The organism is Pantoea sp. paga, from assembly GCF_007558755.1.
GTDB lineage: Bacteria > Pseudomonadota > Gammaproteobacteria > Enterobacterales > Enterobacteriaceae > Pantoea > Pantoea agglomerans.
Window position 1 is genome coordinate 179,013 of the sequence record NZ_VLTF01000004.1, and the last position, 17,195, is coordinate 196,207.

15 protein-coding genes are annotated in these 17,195 nt (G+C 57.2%); 7 read left to right on the top strand and 8 right to left on the bottom strand.

Annotation, left to right across the window (positions count from 1 at the left end):
- Positions 1-12: 12 nt before the first annotated feature.
- Both parE and FOV68_RS13480 read left to right on the top strand, forming a co-directional pair.
- A complete protein-coding gene (gene parE, locus FOV68_RS13475) occupies positions 13-1,908 on the top strand; it encodes a DNA topoisomerase IV subunit B (protein WP_010249031.1) in 1,896 nt (631 codons plus the stop codon).
- Positions 1,909-2,002: 94 nt separating this feature from the next.
- The gene (locus FOV68_RS13480; protein ID WP_064703159.1) at positions 2,003-2,902 is read left to right on the top strand and encodes a LysR substrate-binding domain-containing protein; all 900 of its coding nucleotides are present in this window, start codon (positions 2,003-2,005) and stop codon (positions 2,900-2,902) included.
- A 300-nt stretch (positions 2,903-3,202) separates the two neighbouring features.
- Here FOV68_RS13480 and FOV68_RS13485 read toward each other — a convergent pair whose 3' ends face one another.
- Complete coding sequence (locus FOV68_RS13485; RefSeq protein WP_031590861.1) at positions 3,203-3,511, bottom strand: putative quinol monooxygenase; 309 nt, start codon at positions 3,509-3,511, stop codon at positions 3,203-3,205.
- A 48-nt stretch (positions 3,512-3,559) separates the two neighbouring features.
- A complete protein-coding gene (locus FOV68_RS13490; protein WP_010249028.1) occupies positions 3,560-4,141 on the bottom strand; it encodes an NAD(P)H-dependent oxidoreductase in 582 nt (193 codons plus the stop codon).
- A gap of 114 nt (positions 4,142-4,255) precedes the next feature.
- On the opposite strand from FOV68_RS13490, the gene FOV68_RS13495 reads away from it, so the two are divergent.
- The 4 genes from FOV68_RS13495 to ftsP all read left to right on the top strand — a co-directional run bounded on the left by FOV68_RS13495 (position 4,256) and on the right by ftsP (position 9,895).
- Positions 4,256-5,074, top strand: a complete 819-nt coding sequence (locus tag FOV68_RS13495) for a transporter substrate-binding domain-containing protein (RefSeq protein ID WP_143991118.1) — start codon at positions 4,256-4,258, stop codon at positions 5,072-5,074.
- 192 nt (positions 5,075-5,266) lie between these two features.
- Positions 5,267-7,540, top strand: a complete 2,274-nt coding sequence (gene parC / locus FOV68_RS13500; RefSeq protein WP_010671122.1) for a DNA topoisomerase IV subunit A — start codon at positions 5,267-5,269, stop codon at positions 7,538-7,540.
- Positions 7,541-7,585: 45 nt separating this feature from the next.
- Positions 7,586-8,323 carry a 1-acylglycerol-3-phosphate O-acyltransferase gene (locus FOV68_RS13505; RefSeq protein WP_064703161.1) on the top strand — a complete coding sequence of 246 codons (738 nt, stop codon included), beginning with the start codon at positions 7,586-7,588 and terminating at the stop codon, positions 8,321-8,323.
- A gap of 141 nt (positions 8,324-8,464) precedes the next feature.
- A complete protein-coding gene (gene ftsP / locus FOV68_RS13510) occupies positions 8,465-9,895 on the top strand; it encodes a cell division protein FtsP (RefSeq protein ID WP_143991055.1) in 1,431 nt (476 codons plus the stop codon).
- A gap of 98 nt (positions 9,896-9,993) precedes the next feature.
- On the opposite strand, the gene dkgA is transcribed toward ftsP, so the two are convergent.
- Complete coding sequence (gene dkgA, locus FOV68_RS13515) at positions 9,994-10,818, bottom strand: 2,5-didehydrogluconate reductase DkgA (protein ID WP_010249022.1); 825 nt, start codon at positions 10,816-10,818, stop codon at positions 9,994-9,996.
- 204 nt (positions 10,819-11,022) lie between these two features.
- On the opposite strand from dkgA, the gene FOV68_RS13520 reads away from it, so the two are divergent.
- Positions 11,023-11,931 carry an AraC family transcriptional regulator gene (locus FOV68_RS13520; RefSeq protein ID WP_039390680.1) on the top strand — a complete coding sequence of 303 codons (909 nt, stop codon included), beginning with the start codon at positions 11,023-11,025 and terminating at the stop codon, positions 11,929-11,931.
- A gap of 32 nt (positions 11,932-11,963) precedes the next feature.
- Here the strand turns inward: FOV68_RS13520 and FOV68_RS13525 are convergent, their stop codons facing one another.
- The 5 genes from FOV68_RS13525 to FOV68_RS13545 form a co-directional block, all read right to left on the bottom strand.
- Positions 11,964-12,626, bottom strand: a complete 663-nt coding sequence (locus FOV68_RS13525; RefSeq protein ID WP_143991056.1) for a DedA family protein — start codon at positions 12,624-12,626, stop codon at positions 11,964-11,966.
- A 210-nt stretch (positions 12,627-12,836) separates the two neighbouring features.
- A complete protein-coding gene (gene metC, locus FOV68_RS13530; RefSeq protein ID WP_010671119.1) occupies positions 12,837-14,027 on the bottom strand; it encodes a cystathionine beta-lyase in 1,191 nt (396 codons plus the stop codon).
- Between the two features lie 135 nt (positions 14,028-14,162).
- A complete protein-coding gene (locus FOV68_RS13535) occupies positions 14,163-15,449 on the bottom strand; it encodes a TRAP transporter large permease (RefSeq protein ID WP_039388120.1) in 1,287 nt (428 codons plus the stop codon).
- A gap of 13 nt (positions 15,450-15,462) precedes the next feature.
- Positions 15,463-15,969: a TRAP transporter small permease gene (locus tag FOV68_RS13540; RefSeq protein ID WP_039388122.1), complete on the bottom strand. Its 507-nt coding sequence runs from the start codon at positions 15,967-15,969 to the stop codon at positions 15,463-15,465.
- Between the two features lie 48 nt (positions 15,970-16,017).
- Positions 16,018-16,989, bottom strand: a complete 972-nt coding sequence (locus FOV68_RS13545) for a TRAP transporter substrate-binding protein (RefSeq protein WP_031594445.1) — start codon at positions 16,987-16,989, stop codon at positions 16,018-16,020.
- Between the last annotated feature and the right edge of the window lie 206 nt (positions 16,990-17,195).

Sequence of the window (17,195 nt, forward strand, 5' to 3'; positions counted from 1 at the left end):
CAGACATTTACGATGAGTCAATCTAACTATAACGCGGATGCCATTGAGGTCCTGACTGGCCTTGAGCCTGTTCGCCGTCGCCCCGGGATGTACACCGATACGACGCGGCCCAACCATTTGGGTCAGGAAGTGATTGATAACAGCGTCGATGAGGCGCTGGGCGGCCACGCGAAGCGGGTTGAAGTGATTCTGCACGCTGACCAGTCGCTTGAAGTTATTGATGATGGTCGCGGCATGCCGGTGGATATTCACCCGGAAGAGGGCGTGCCTGCCGTCGAGCTGATCCTGTGTCGTCTGCACGCGGGCGGCAAATTCTCCAATAAAAACTATCAGTTCTCGGGCGGCCTGCATGGCGTTGGTATCTCGGTGGTTAACGCCCTGTCAAAACGCGTCGAAGTCACGGTGCGCCGTAATGGCGAAATCTATGACATGGCGTTTGAGAATGGCGACAAAGTCCAGGATCTCACGGTTACCGGCACGGTTGCTAAACGCAACACCGGCACGCGCGTCCATTTCTGGCCCGATGAAAGCTTCTTCGACAGCCCACGTTTTTCGGTGTCACGCTTATCACATCTGCTGAAAGCCAAAGCGGTGCTCTGTCCTGGCGTTGAGATTGTCTTTAAAGACAAGCTGAACAATACCGAACAGACCTGGTGCTACGAAGATGGCCTGACTGACTACCTGTGCGAAGCGGTGAATGGCTTACCGACGCTGCCGGAAAAACCTTTTGTCGGCAGCTTTGCTGGCGATGTGGAAGCGGTTGACTGGGCGCTGTTGTGGCTGCCGGAAGGCGGTGAGCTGTTAACTGAAAGCTACGTTAACCTGATCCCGACCATGCAGGGCGGGACTCACGTCAACGGTCTGCGTCAGGGACTGCTGGATGCGATGCGCGAGTTCTGCGAATACCGCAATATTCTGCCGCGTGGCGTGAAGCTCTCCGCTGAAGATATCTGGGATCGCTGCGCCTATGTGCTGTCGGTGAAGATGCAGGATCCGCAGTTCGCCGGGCAGACCAAAGAGCGCCTCTCTTCACGTCAGTGCGCAGCCTTTGTCTCTGGCGTGGTAAAAGATGCCTTCAGCCTGTGGCTGAACCAGAATATCCAGATCGCAGAGCAGCTGGCTGAGCTGGCGATCTCAAGCGCCCAGCGACGTATGCGGGCAGCCAAAAAAGTGGTGCGTAAAAAGCTCACCAGCGGTCCGGCTCTGCCGGGCAAACTGGCGGACTGCACCGCGCAGGATCTGAATAAAACAGAACTGTTCCTGGTCGAAGGGGACTCGGCAGGCGGCTCGGCTAAACAGGCGCGCGATCGTGAATATCAGGCGATCATGCCGCTTAAGGGCAAGATCCTTAACACCTGGGAAGTCTCTTCCGATGAGGTGCTGGCATCGCAGGAAGTGCATGATATTTCCGTGGCGATCGGCATCGATCCCGACAGCGAAGATCTTTCACAGCTGCGCTACGGCAAGATCTGCATTCTGGCGGATGCGGACTCCGATGGTCTGCACATCGCCACGCTGCTGTGTGCCCTGTTCGTGAAACATTTCCGTTCACTGGTCAGAAACGGACACGTCTACGTTGCCATGCCGCCGCTCTACCGTATCGATCTCGGTAAAGAGGTCTACTACGCGCTGGATGAAGATGAGAAAGAGGGCGTGCTTGAGCAGCTGAAACGCAAAAAAGGTAAACCTAACGTTCAGCGCTTTAAAGGGCTGGGCGAGATGAACCCTTTACAGCTGCGCGAAACGACGCTGGATCCGAATACCCGCCGTCTGGTACAGCTGACCATCAGTGAAGAGGATATCGATCAGACGCTGCGCATGATGGATATGCTGCTGGCGAAGAAACGTTCCGAAGACAGGCGTAACTGGTTGCAGGAAAAAGGCGACAAGGCCGATATCGAAGTGTAAAAAAACAGGACGCGAAAGCGTCCTGTTCTCTTTGTGCTTCAGCCAGCACATTCCCAGAGAACCCGGCAGATTCAGAGCAGAGACAGTAACCCTTGTGAAAATTACCCTGGAAGAGCTACGCGCCTGGGTGGCGGTGGTGGACAGCGGTTCCATTACCGCGGCAGCATCCCAGCTGGCGCAGACCAGTTCGGGCATCAGCCGGGCGTTGTCCCGGCTGGAGAGCAAGCTGCAGACCACCCTGTTGCATCGCACCACCCGACGGCTGGCGCTGACCGAAGAGGGACAGGTTTTTCTGGAGCATGCGCGCCAGATCCTGGCCTCGGTTGAGCAGGCCGAAGAGCAGATAGCCCTGCGGCGCGAGATGCCGTCAGGACGGCTGCGGGTAAACGCCGCCACCCCTTTTATGTTGCATGTGATTGTGCCGCTGGTGGACGATTTCCGCGCCCGCTATCCCCTGATCCAGCTTGAACTGAATACCGACGATATCCTGATCGATCTGCTGGAGCAGCAAACGGACATTGCCATTCGCATCGGCGAACTGCGCGACTCTACGCTACGCGCCCGGATGCTTGGCAGCAGTGCGATCCGGCTGATGGCCAGTCCGGCCTATCTGGCGAAAGCGGGCACCCCGCAGAGCGTGGCCGATCTCGCGCAGCATCAAATCATCGGCTTCAGCCATCCTGAATCCCTCAACGTCTGGCCGGTCCTGCAGCCTGATGGAGATTTCATGCGCATTAAGCCCACAATCTCTGCCTCCAGCGGCGAAACCATCCGGCAGCTGGCGCTGGCAGGACAGGGGATCGCACGCCTCTCCGACTTTGTCAGCCGGGAAGATTGCGCGGCAGGCCGGCTGGTGCCGGTTCTCCCCGCTGAAACCCGCGAGCTGCGGTTGCCGGTGCATGCGGTCTATTACCGTAACACCACGCTCTCTTCGCGCATCGGCTGCTTCCTGGATTTTCTCCGCACCGAGATTGATCAGCGTCAGCTGCTCTGAACCAGCCTGTCAGAAACAAAAAACCTCTGTCACAGGACAGAGGTTCAGATGGGTGACAATTACGCATTCGGGCACATCTGGCCGCAACGTATTAGCTCAGCGCGCAGGGACCAGGGTCAGAAGAGGAAAACGTCCCGCGCCAGGGACGGCGCGGGCCGAGCATGTCATGGATGACGGCTTTTGCGTTTTTCCGATCTGACCCTGATCCCTGTGCCGGCTCGATCTCACAGCGACTGTGGCCGGAATTTGTCAGCAGCCTTGACCCCTTTTACCGAAAAGGGGTTAAGCTTTCAGCATGAATCAGGCGCTGGGTTCCAGCACCAGAATCTTCACATCCACCACATCATCTTTAATGATGGCGCGATGCGCATCCATATGCGGCATCTGCTGATGCTGCTCCAGATGACGCAGCGTTTCCCACTGTTCCAGCATAAAAATGGAGTCTGGCGAGTTCTGTTTCCATGGCACCTGCGCCTGATGGTCCAGCAGCGCGTCATACTGATGGCAGCCATCTTCTTCTAAAACCAGCGGGATCAGTTTTTTCACCGCATCCAGCACGGCCTGACGGCGACCGGGTTTGACACAAATTTCAGCAACGACTGTTAACATTCGCGAATTCCTCTTTCGTGGGAAAATAGGGGGTATCCCCCAGCCATCTTACGCAAAAACGCGACTAAGATGGGTCCGATAAGCGGCAATATCGCGTGGCACGTCCGGCGCTTTAATCACATCGTTGCAGATAAAGGTCGGCAGCGCTTCCATACCCAGGAACTGGTTGGCTTTGTGGAAGTGCAGATAAAGACCGTCGACGCCGACGCCTTCAAAGAACTGCTCCGGGTCGGTAAAGGCCTGCAGTGGCGCATTCCATGTCAGCGACAGCATATATTTTTTGCCCTGCAGCAGACCGCCGGAACCATATTTCTTCGCCGCATCAGAACGGGTACGGCCATCGCTGGCGTAGAGTGAGCCGTGGCCTTCGGTAAAGACTTCATCGATGTAACGCTTCACTGTCCACGGCTCGCCCATCCACCAGCCAGGCATCTGATAAATCACCACATCGCTATCGACATATTTCTGCACTTCATCGGCGACCACGTAGTCGCTGTCAGCCAGGGTCACAGACACCTCATGCCCCATGTCACGCAGCTGGCTGGCCGCAACGTCGGTCAGCGTGTGGTTCAGTTCACCTTTAGAGTGGGCAAAGGTTTTGCCGCCATCGATAATTAAAATCTTGCTCATGAATCGTTTGCCTCATTTCCTGAATATGGCGCTTAGCTTACGCGCGCTGCGGTCGCAGAAAAATGGGAGGTTGATCACAACACTTTTGCTGTGGAAGCAACAATGCGCCGGTTTATGGCACCATCGGCAGGCAAACTCACTGTGAAAACAATTATAGAAAAACGCAAAATGAAAAAAATTGTCCTCTCTTTGCTGCTGGCCACCGGTGCTGTCCAGGCACAATCTCATCTCGACACCATCCTCAGTTCTAAAACGCTTAAGGTCTGCACCACCGGCGATTACAAGCCTTACAGCTACCTGCGACCCGATGGTCAGTATGAAGGGCTGGATATCAGCATGGCGAACGCGCTGGCTACCTCGCTCGGCGCGAAAGTGGAGTGGGTGCCAACCAGCTGGAAAAACCTGATGCCCGATTTTCTGGCAAAGCAGTGTGATATCGCCGTCGGCGGCGTCTCCGTCACGCTGAAACGCCAGCAGACCGCCTGGTTTGCCCGGCCGCTGGATGTGGATGGCAAAATCCCGCTGGTGCGCTGCAGCGATAAAGAGCGCTTCCAGACCATCGAACAGCTCAACCGGCCTGACGTGCGGCTGATTGAACCGGCTGGCGGCACCAACGAAGCCTTTGTGCACAGCCACCTGCCACAGGCCTCACTGACGCTGTTCCACGATAACGTCACCATCTTCCGGCAGCTGGTGGACAACAAGGCGGATGTGATGATCACCGATGCCTCTGAAGCGCGTTTTCAGCAGCAGCATTACCCGACGCTCTGTGCGATCAATCCCGACAAACCGCTGCAGTATGGCGAGAAGGCTTACATGATTCCGCGTGACGATATCAGCTGGAAGCTCTATGTCGATCAGTGGCTGCATCTCAGCACCGCCACCGGCGAATATCGTGACATTGCCCGCCAGTGGATGGGCGCAAAGCCCTGATCCACTTCCGCAGACAGGTCAGACACTTGCCGGTCTGAATCCGGCGTGTCTCTGACACATAAAATTGCGCGGCGGGACGCCTGCTCTCCCGCGCTTCCCCTGTGACTAACACCAGCGAATAAGGTACTATCCTCGCCAAACCACCGCCGGGTGTCCCGCCGTTGTGGGCCACGATGTGAGGATGAGAAATTAATGAGTGAACTGACTCAGGATGGTGCAGAGCGTCTTGCCCTGCACACATTCACCGAGAATGCGTACTTAAACTATTCGATGTACGTCATCATGGACCGCGCCCTGCCTTACATTGGCGACGGATTAAAGCCGGTTCAGCGACGTATCGTCTACGCCATGTCCGAACTGGGACTTAGCGCCAGCGCAAAATTCAAAAAATCGGCGCGTACCGTAGGTGACGTGCTGGGTAAATACCATCCGCACGGCGACAGCGCCTGCTATGAAGCGATGGTGCTGATGGCGCAGCCGTTCTCCTACCGTTATCCGCTGGTCGATGGCCAGGGTAACTGGGGTGCACCGGATGATCCCAAGTCATTCGCGGCGATGCGTTACACCGAATCCCGCTTGTCAAAATATGCCGAGCTGCTGCTGGGTGAGCTGGGTCAGGGGACGGTCGATTATCAGCCGAACTTTGATGGCACGCTGCAGGAGCCGAAGATGTTACCGGCGCGCCTGCCCAATATTCTGCTGAACGGCACCACCGGGATTGCCGTCGGTATGGCGACCGATATTCCGCCGCACAACCTGCGCGAAGTGGCTCAGGCCGCCATCGCACTGATCGACTCGCCGAAAACCACGCTGGAACAGCTGCTGGATATTGTCCAGGGGCCTGATTATCCTACAGAGGCGGAGATCATCACGCCGCGTGACGAAATCCGCAAAATCTATCAGACCGGTCGCGGCTCGATTCGCCAGCGTGCAGTCTGGAAGAAGGAAGAGGGCGAGGCGGTGATTACCGCGCTGCCGCATCAGGTGTCGGGCGCGCGCGTGCTGGAGCAGATTGCGAACCAGATGCGCAATAAAAAACTGCCGATGGTGGAGGATCTGCGTGATGAATCGGATCACGAGAACCCGACCCGCCTGGTGATCGTTCCGCGCTCCAACCGCGTCGATCTCGATCAGGTGATGAACCATCTGTTCGCCACCACCGATCTGGAAAAGAGCTACCGCGTTAACCTCAACATGATCGGGCTGGATAACCGCCCGGCGGTGAAAAATCTGCATGAGATCCTGACCGAATGGCTGGTGTTCCGCCGCGATACGGTCAAACGTCGTCTGAATCACCGCCTGGATCGCGTGCTGCGCCGCCTGCATATCCTGGAAGGTTTGCTGGTTGCGTTCCTGAACATCGATGAAGTGATCGAGATCATCCGTACTGAGGATGAGCCTAAGCCGGTCCTGATGTCACGCTTTGGCATCAGCGAAACCCAGGCCGAATCGATCCTTGAACTGAAGTTGCGCCACCTGGCAAAACTGGAAGAGATGAAGATCCGTGGCGAGCAGGCGGAGCTGGAAAAAGAGCGCGATCAGCTGCAGGCCACGCTGGCCTCTGAACGCAAGATGAACACCCTGCTGAAAAAAGAGTTACAGGCTGACAGCGCCAGCTACGGCGACGATCGTCGCTCGCCGCTGCGTGAGCGTGAAGAAGCCAAAGCCCTGAGCGAAACCGAGCTGGTGCCGTCTGAACCGGTGACCATTGTGCTGTCGCAGATGGGCTGGGTGCGCAGCGCCAAAGGCCACGATATTGATCCTGCCGGACTCAGCTACAAAGCGGGCGACAGCTATCTGGCTGCAGCACGCGGCAAGAGCAATCAGCCGGTGGCCTTTATCGACTCCACCGGCCGCAGCTACACTCTGGATCCGACGTCGCTGCCTTCAGCGCGCGGGCAGGGCGAGCCGCTGACCGGCAAGCTGACGCCACCGCCGGGTGCGGTAGTTGAACAGGTGCTGATGGAGCCGGATGACCAGCGCCTGCTGATGGCCTCTGATGCGGGTTACGGCTTTATCTGTACCTTCAGCGATCTGGTGTCGCGCAACCGCGCCGGTAAAGCGCTGCTGACGCTGCCGGAAAACGCCCGTGTGATGACGCCGATGGCCGTCCATCATGAAGATGACATGCTGCTGGCGATTACCCAGGCGGGACGGATGCTGATGTTCCCGGTTGGGGAGCTGCCGCAGATGTCGAAAGGCAAGGGCAACAAAATCATCTCGATTCCATCCGCGGAAGCGGCCGCCGGTCAGGACAAACTGGCCTGGCTGATGATTTTGCCGCCGGGCAGCGCTATCACGCTGCACGTGGGCAAGCGTAAAATGCTGCTGCGCAGTGAAGAGCTACAAAAATTCCGCGCCGATCGTGGACGTCGCGGCACGCTGTTACCGCGCGGCCTGCAAAAAATTGATCGTGTTGAACTGGATGCGCCTGCGCGTCCGGCGAGCCCGGATAGCGAAGCGTAAACTACCCGGCTGACACCGCGTCAGCCGTGGCTCAATGAGGGAACTATGTTACTGATTCTGCGTGCCATTATTGTGGTCATCTATTCGATCTTAGTCTGTATATCTGGCTGTATCTGGTGTCTGTTTTCACCGCGCAATCCGCGTCACGTCGCCACATTTGGCCATCTGTTCGGCAAACTGTCGACGGTGTTTGGCCTTAAAGTAGAACTGCGCAGACCGGAAGGTGCTGAGAACTATGGTAATGCGATCTACATCGCGAACCATCAGAACAACTACGACATGGTCACTGCGGCTAAAATGGTGCAGCCCTGCACGGTGACGGTGGGCAAGAAGAGCCTGCTGTGGGTGCCGTTTTTTGGCCTGCTCTACTGGCTGACCGGTAACCTGCTGATCGATCGCGATGACCGTGCAAAAGCACGCGGCACGATCGGTCAGCTGGTAGATGAGTTTAACAGTAAGCGCATCTCCATCTGGATGTTCCCGGAAGGGACGCGCAGTCGTGGCCGTGGCCTGCTGCCGTTTAAAACCGGTGCCTTTCACGCCGCTGTGGCGGCGGGTGTGCCGGTCATTCCGATTGTGGTCTCCAACACGCATGGCAAGATCAACCTCAATCGCTGGAAAAACGGGCTGGTGATCGTTGAGATGCTGCCACCGATTGATGTAAAGGCTTTCGAGTCGTCGTCGGTGCGTAAGCTGGCGACCCACTGTCGCGAACTGATGGCGGCAAAGCTGGAAGAGCTGAACGCCGAAGTCGCAGAACGCGAAAAAAACGGAAATATCTGACCGGCGAACCATTCGCCGAACTATCCTGCAGGGATGCCGCACGGCGGGGCACGTCCGCCCGCCGTGAACGCAGCACAGCAAAAACAGATCAATAAAAACAGGGTCGGCGCTTAGCGCCACGCGTAAAGGGTCAGAAGTTTTATGTCTTTCAGCAGACGTCAGTTCATCCAGCTTTCTGCCGGAGCGGCGCTTAGCGCCAGTGTACTACCTCATGCGGCGCGTGCCGCTTCTTCAGCTAATGGCGACACGCCACTTCCGGTTCCGCCGTTGCTGGAATCCCGTCGCGGCCAGCCGCTGTTCCTTACAATGCAGCGCAGCCACTGGTCTTTTAATGGCGACAACAACAAAGTGCCGGTGTGGGGCATTAATGGCCTCTATCTTGGCCCGACCGTCCGGGTTTACAGCGGCGATGACGTTAAGCTGATCTACAGCAACCGTCTGAACGAGCCGGTCTCCATGACTATCAGCGGTCTGCAGTTGCCGGGTGCGCTGATGGGTGGCGCGCCGCGTATGATGTCAGCCGGTGTTGACTGGTCGCCGGTGCTGCCGATTCGTCAGGCGGCCTCAACCTGCTGGTATCACGCCAACACGCCGAACCGCATGGCTCCGCACATCTACAACGGACTGGCGGGGATGTGGCTGGTGGAAGATGATATTGGCAGGCAGTTGCCGTTGCCGAAGCATTACGGCGTCGATGACTTCCCGATTATCATTCAGGACAAGCGGCTCGATAACTTTGCCACGCCGGTCTATGACCCGCCGCAGGATGGTGGTTTCCTGGGCGACACGCTGCTGGTGAATGGCGTACGCAATCCGTTTGTGGAGGTATCACGCGGCTGGGTGCGTCTGCGTCTGCTGAACGCGTCGAATGCGCGCCGTTACGAGATGGTGCTCAGCGACAATCGTCCGTTTATGGTCATCGCCAGCGATCAGGGCTATCTGCCTGCGCCGGTGGCGGTGCAGCGCCTGTCACTGGCACCGGGCGAACGCCGCGAGGTGCTGGTGGATATGTCGCAGGGCGATGAAGTGTCGATTACCGCAGGTACGGCGGCGGGCATTATGGATCGGCTGCGCGGCTTCTTTGAGCCATCCTCCATTCTGACGTCAACCCTGATCCTGACGCTGCGGCCAACCGGCTTGCTGCCGCTGGTGACGGATAATCTGCCGATGCGGCTGCTGGCCGATCAGATTCTGGATGGCGTGGCGGTTCGCACCCGTGAATTCCGCATCGGTGACAGCATGCCGGGCATTAACGGTGCGATCTGGGATATGAGCCGCATTGACACCACGGCACAGCAGGGCACCTTTGAGCGCTGGATCCTGCATGCTGACCGGCCACAGTCGCTGCATATCCAGGGCGTGATGTTCCTGATTAAAAATGTGAATGGTGCGCAGCCGATGGGCGAAGATCGTGGCTGGAAAGATACGGTGTGGGTCGATGGCAGCGTGGAACTGATGGTCACTTTCCCGCAAAGTTCGTCAGATCACTTCCCGTTCGTCTACTACAGTCAGACGCTGGAACTGGCCGACCGTGGCACTGCCGGTCAGCTGGTGGTGCAGCCCAGCGCATAACAGCGCGGTCAGGCAGGGAGAGCCCGCCTGACCGCGTTAATCGTTAGCTGCCCCAGCCGCAGGGCAGATAAGGTGAGGTCACCTGGTGACGCCAGGCCTTAGTTAAAGGTTTCCGGATCCGGCCCCAGACGATTGCCGCTGTCCAGCTTCGCAATATCACTCACTTCATGCTTGTCCAGACGGAAGTCGAATACCTTAAAGTTCTCTTCGATGCGGGCTGGTGTCACCGACTTCGGAATCACCACCAGGCCGCTATCCAGATGCCAGCGGATCACGATCTGTGCCGGCGTCTTGCCATATTTCTTCGCCAGCGACTTAATGATCTCCTGATCGAAGACCCCTTTGCCGCCCTGCGCCAGCGGACTCCAGGATTCGGTCTGGATCTGATGCAGTGCATTCCACGCATGCAGCGTGCGCTGCTGTAGCATCGGGTGCAGCTCAATCTGGTTCACCACCGGCGTGACACCGGTTTCATCCAGTAGTCGCTTCAGATGCGCCTCATGGAAGTTACAGACGCCAATGCTTTTGGTCAGCCCCTGCTGCTGCAGTTCAATCATCTTCTTCCAGGCATCGACATAATTGTCTTTTTCCGGGCACGGCCAGTGCATCAGATAGAGATCGACCTGCTCCAGTTTCAGTTTCTCCAGGCTGGTTTCCATCGCCTGCTGAACGTTCTGCTGATCGTCGTTCCAGAGTTTGGTGGTCACGAAAATCTCTTCACGCGGCACGTCAGTTTCCTGCAGTGCCTGGCCAATCGCCTCTTCATTCTTATAGGCGGCGGCGGTATCGATTGAGCGATAGCCGACCTCCAGCGCTTTCAGCACCGCATGACGTGCATCTTCAATGCTGGCCTGCCACACGCCGAGTCCGAGTTGCGGCATCATATTGCCATCGCGCAGTTTGATAATGGGTTGGTCTGCCATAGTTGCTCCTTTCCGTTGCGGTTAATCCGTGAGATTTCACTGTGCTTAAGTCTAGCCAACAATTCTCAGCCTGCTTAGCTGAGGCAACAACAGCGGTTCTGCCGCCATGCCCGATTCGGTAAATTTCTTGCCTGATTCTCCAGGCTGCTGGTGATTCAGGCATTCGCACGGCACACTGGCTTTTTGCCCGTAAAAGGAGTCGCTATGGCGCACGATGCCCTGTGTCACCGGCTGGCGCAGCAGGTCGTCACGTTAATGACCCACGGTCACGACCGTCTTTGCCCGGTCGAAAATGTGTCGCTGATTTACGCTAATCAATATCGTCCCCGTACGCCGATGATGTATCAGCCCGGCATTGTGATCCTGTTTCAGGGCAGCAAAACCGGCTATCTCGGCAGCACCGTGTTTCAGTATGACGCCAGCAAGTACCTGATGATCACCGTGCCGCTGCCGGTGGAGTGCGAAACCTGGGCCTCGCCAGAGGTGCCGATTGCCGGGCTGTGTCTTAATGTCGATACCGCCAGCCTGCAGGATCTGCTGATTGAAATCGGCGATGACGATCAGTTTCAGCCGCAGCCGCAGACCTCGGGGATCCACTCGGCCTGGCTGACGGAACCGATGCTGTGTGCTGCTGAGCGGCTGCTTGATGTGATGACCCAGCCGCGCGATGCGCGGGTGCTGGGGCCGCACATCGTGCGGGAGATTATCTACTACGTGCTGACTGGCCCGATTGGTGGTGCACTGCTCTCACTGGTAAGCCGACAGACGCAATTCAGCCTGATCGCGCGTGCCCTGCGACGGATTGAGAATCACTATGCGAAAAACCTCAGCGTCGATGCGCTGGCGGCGGAAGTGAACATGAGCGTTTCAGCCTTTCACCATAACTTTAAAGCGGTTACGCAGACGTCGCCCCTGCAGTATCTCAAGCGATATCGCCTGCATCAGGCGCGATTGCTGATGCTGCACGATGGACTGAAAGCGAGTGCGGCGGCGGTGCGGGTTGGCTATGAAAGTCCCTCACAGTTTTCGCGGGAATTTAAGCGCTATTTTGGCGTGACGCCAGGAGAAGAGGTGAATCGTGTGCGGCAGACGGTAGCGGATCCGTCCGCCTGAGTGGCGGCGGATCCTGATGCTACACGCTGACGTCAGGCCTGTTTCTGCCGACGCTTTTTCCAGATAACCAGAATGCTGCCAAACAGCCCGAGAAACAGCAACACCATCGGCAGTACCATCAGGATCTCCATCACCTGATCTTCATGACGCTTGATGAAAGGCACCTGGCTGATGCCATAGCCAAACGTCACGACGATGCCAACCCACAGCACGCCGCTGAGCCAGTTGAAGAGCTGAAAGCGACCATTCTGTAAGCCCGCAATGCCCGCCATGGTCGGCAGAATCGTCCGGATGAAGGCCAGAAAACGGCCGACCAGCAGCGCCATCAGGCCGTGACGGTTAAACATATTCCAGGCGCGCTGGTGATACTGCGCCGGCAGATGCATAAGCCAGCTCTTCACCAGCCGGGTATTCCCCAGCCAGCGACCCTGCAGATAGCTCAGCCAGCAGCCCAGGCTGGCGGCGGTGGTGAGGATCACCATCGTCGGCACAAAATCCATTACCCCTTTTGCCACCATCGCACCCGCCAGCAGCAGCAGGCTGTCGCCCGGCAGGAAAGAGGCGGGTAACAGCCCATTTTCCAGAAACAGCGTCAGGAACATCACGCCGTACACCACCCACACCACATCCGGATTTGCCAGCGCGGCAAAATCCTGATGCCAGAGCGCGTGGACAATCTCGTGTAAAACACCCATTTGCTATTCCATCACGTCACAAGGAACTATCCGTCTGCATTCAGGCAATCGGTCGCGGCGCTGCGCAATAAATGCAGCGACCTCACTGATGACCTGAACGTTCTGGGATAAATTTTAACAATAAATGAGCAGCAGCCCGGCAAACTCTGCGGGTGGCCGCTACCCGGTTCATCTTCTGTTTAGCGTCTGTTTATCTTTTACCTGAGTTTATTAACGCGTCAGGCGCGCAAAACCGGCGTCCAGGTCAGCCAGCAGATCGTCAACGTGCTCCAGACCAATATGCAGTCGCACCAGCGTACCGGTGAAATCGACTCCACCCGCCGGACGAATCGCGGCCAGCTCTTCCGGCTGATTCGCCAGGATCAGCGATTCATAGCCGCCCCAGGAGTAGGCCATGCTGAAATGATGGAAGTGATCGAGATATTCCGCCAGCTGGGGCGCGCTGAGTTTTTCCTGCAGGATAAAAGAGAACAGGCCGCTGCTGCCGTTAAAATCACGCTGCCAGAATTGATGACCTTTGCTCTGCGCCAGCGCCGGGTGATTAACCCGCGCCACTTCTGGACGCGCGGCCAGCCACTCTGCCACCTGAATCGCGCTCTCTTCATGCTGACGCAGACGGGTGCCCAGCGTGCGGAGACCCCGACTCGCCATGTAGGCGGTATCGGCATCGACCATCTGACCCATCAGATAGGAGTTCTCGCGCAGCTGATCGATACAGCGCGCATTGGCGACCGCCGTGCCAATCATCGCATCGCTGTGCCCAATCAGATATTTGGTGCCCGCCTGAATCGAAATATCGATGCCGTGCGCCAGCGCATCAAATAAGATACCGGCCGCCCAGGTGTTGTCGATCATGATGATCGCCTCGGGCGCTTTAGCGCGAACCGCCGCCACAATCGCCGGAATATCCTGAACTTCCATCGTAATAGAGGCTGGCGATTCCAGGAAAACGACCCGGGTATTGGGCTGCACCAGCTCACCGATTTCACTGCCGATGCAGTGATCGAACCAGCCCGTTGAAACCTGCAGCTTAGTCAGGATTTTAGTACAGAAATCCTGGGTCGGTTCATAGACTGCGCCACTCATCAGCACGTGGTCGCCCGCCTCGACAAACGCCAGAATCGCGTTCGCCACGGCAGCCGCGCCGCAGGGATAGAGCACACAGCCTGCGCCGCCTTCCAGCTCCGTCATCGCATCCTGCAGCGCAAAGTGCGTCAGGGTGCCACGACGGCCATAAAAGAGTTCGCCTTTTGCCCGACCGGCGGTGGCGCGTTTCTTCTCCGCGACCGTATCAAAAACCAGCGAGGAGGCCCGTTGAATTACACTGTTCACCGAGCCCTGGGTATAACGCTTGCTGCGTCCTGCACTGACGAGCGTGGTATCAATTTTTCTGGTGGTCATGAGTCGCCTTTGCCGCTTCTGACTAAGCCCTCACGTTACCACGAAACGACCAGCAGGGTTGAGACTCAATGGTGATTATCAGAGTGCGTCGCAGGATGAAAATCGGGTCCGCTACCGGACCCGATTTTGCCGACGCTACATCACGCCCATCAGGCGCGGTAACCAGAGGGAGATAGCCGGAATATAGGTAATCAGCATCAGCACGATAAACAGCATGCCGTAAAACGGCAGCATGGCACTCACCACCTGCTCGATTTTCTGCTTACTGACCGCACTGGCGACAAACAGTACCGTACCGACCGGCGGGGTGATCAGGCCGATCCCGAGGTTGGTCAGCATGATCATGCCGAAGTGAACCGGATCGACGCCAAGCGCGGTGGCGACCGGCAACAGCACCGGCGTCAGGATCAGGATCAGCGGCGCCATATCCATCAGCGTCCCCACCACCAGCAGCAGGATGTTGATACACATCAGGATCACATATTTGTTATCGGAGAGGCTGGTAAACGCCTCAGTGATAATCGTTGGCAGTTGCATGAAGGTCATCACCGCGCCGAATCCGGCCGCGAAGGCGATCAGCACCATCACGATGGTGACGGTTTTAATGGTGCGGAACAGCAGGATATGCAGCTGGTTCCATTTAAAGTCACGATAAATAAACATGGTGACGAAAAAGGCCCAGATACAGGCAATCGCGGCGGACTCCGAGGCGGTAAAGATGCCGGAGAGGATGCCACCCATAATAATCACTACGGTAAACAGTCCCCAGAACGCGTCGAAGAAGATTTTCAGCGCCTGACGAAACGGAATACGCTCCCCTTTGGGATAGCCGCGTTTATGGGCAAAGCCGAGGCACATTACCATCAGGCAGCCACCCAGCATCAGGCCAGGCAGGATACCCGCCACGAACAGGGAAGAGATAGTTACCAGCCCACCGGTCGCCAGCGAATAGATCACCGAGTTGTGGCTGGGTGGCGTCAGCACCGCCTGCACTGAGCCGCTCGCCGTTACTGCGGCAGCGAAATCACGCGGATAGCCTTTCTCCTCCATCTGCGGAATCATCACCGAGCCAATCGAGGCGGTATCCGCCACCGATGAGCCAGAAATCGCGCCGAAGAAGGTCGAGGCGACAATGTTCACCAGCGACAGGCCACCGCGGATAAAACCAACAAAGATATAGGCGAAGTTGACCAGCCGGCGAGCAATGCCGCCCTCCGCCATGATCGCCCCGGCGAGAATAAAGAACGGGATAGTCAGTAGCGAAAATTTGTTAATGCCGTTGGTAATCTGAATCACCACGGCTTCCAGCGGCAGATCGATCCACCATGCACCAATAAATGCGCTCAGGCCGACCGCAAATGCCACCGGAAACCCCACCAGCAGCAGTACCAGCAAACTGCCTAACAAAATCAATGCATCCATCTTCTGCTCCGGATTAGTGGGTGCCACCCAGTGTGACAATCGGCCGCTGGCTCTGATCGCCTGTCAGCAATCGCTCAATAACAAACAGCAGGGTAAAGATCGCGCCAATCGGGATCGGCAGGTACATCTCGCCATAGGTAACGGCGGGCAGCGAGGCCAGGGTCTGGACCCACATCGCTTCACACAGGCTGTAGCTGGCCTGAAAGATCACCAGGCAGGTGAGGATCATCAGCACATCGCAGACCAGCAGCAGCAACCGTTGCCGCACCGGCGACAGGCGATCGGTCATCATGGAAACGCAGATATGCGTTCCGGCCCGCAGTCCGACCGGTGCACCAATAAACGTAAAAATAATCATGCAGATAATGGCCACCGGTTCCGGCCAGGAGAGTGCACCGTTCATCACGTAGCGGGCGAAGATCCCGATCGGGATCACCGTCACCATAATCATCAGTGCCACGGCGGCAATCAGCATGCACAGCAGATAGAGTCCATCCATCAGACGTGTATAAGCGGCCATAATTGATACCTGATTAAGCACGCCACACGGCAGTGTGGCGCGGAAGGGTTATTTCACCTCAGCGATCCGGGTCATCAGATCCTGATATTTGCCGCCAAACTGATCGCGCACCGGCTGGGTCGCTTTGACGAAGTAGTCGCGGTCGGTCTGCTGGAAGGTGACGCCGCCTGCCTTCATTTTGGCGATCGACTGCTCGGTATAGGTCGCCCAGAGCTGACGCTCCTCATCCTGCGCCTCTTTGCCGAGCTTCTTCAGCAGCGCCTGATCCTCAGGTTTCAGGCGATCCCAGGCGCGTTTTGAAAACAGGATCATCTCTGGCTGGATAAAGTGGCCGCTGAGGGTGTAGTACTTCGCCACCGGCATATAGTTATGGGCGACAAAAGTAGGCGGGTTGTTCTCGGTGCCATCGACCACACCGGTCTGCATCGCACTGAACACTTCACTGACGCCCATCGCCACCGGATTCGCGCCCATCGCTTTCAGGGTCGCCAGCGAGATGGCGCTGTTCTGCACCCGGATCTTCATGCCTTTCAGATCTTCCGGTTTTGCCAGCGGCTTCTTGGTGATCATGTTGCGCTCACCAGCATCAGTCCAGCCCAGAAACACCATGCGGGCGTTGGGATCTTTATCGAACTTGTCGGCAATTTCGCGGCCTATCTCGCCATCCAGCACTTTGTGCATGTGGTCAATGTCGCGGAAAATGTAGGGCAGGGTCAGCACGCTGGTTTCCGGGGCGATCGAGGTGACCGGCGCCAGCGACACACGGATCATGTCGATTGCGCCTAGCTGCACCTGTTGCAGCGTCTGATCTTCGTCCCCCAGCACGCCACCGGCATAGAGCTTCATCTCCAGCCGTCCATCGGTGGCCTGTTTGAGTTTATCGCCCATGTGCTGCAGCGCGACCACGGTCGGATAACCGGCAGGCTGGACTTCAGCCACTTTGATCACCTGTGCCGTGGCGGTGGCGCTCATCATCATCGCCGCCAGGGCACTGGCCAGGCATGTTTTCGTCATTCTCATTATTTTGTCTCCCGCTGAGGTAGGACGGCGTCCGGCGTCGGGGGCTAACCGGAGAGAACCGTGTGGAGCCAGCATAGTGAAAACGCGCGCCAGTAAAATACGGCAATGCTGATTGAATGAATGCCATCACATTTTGAAACGATGTTTTAATAAATTTTCATGCAACTTCACATTTTCGAAACATCCTTCTTAAAAGTGTTTAAACC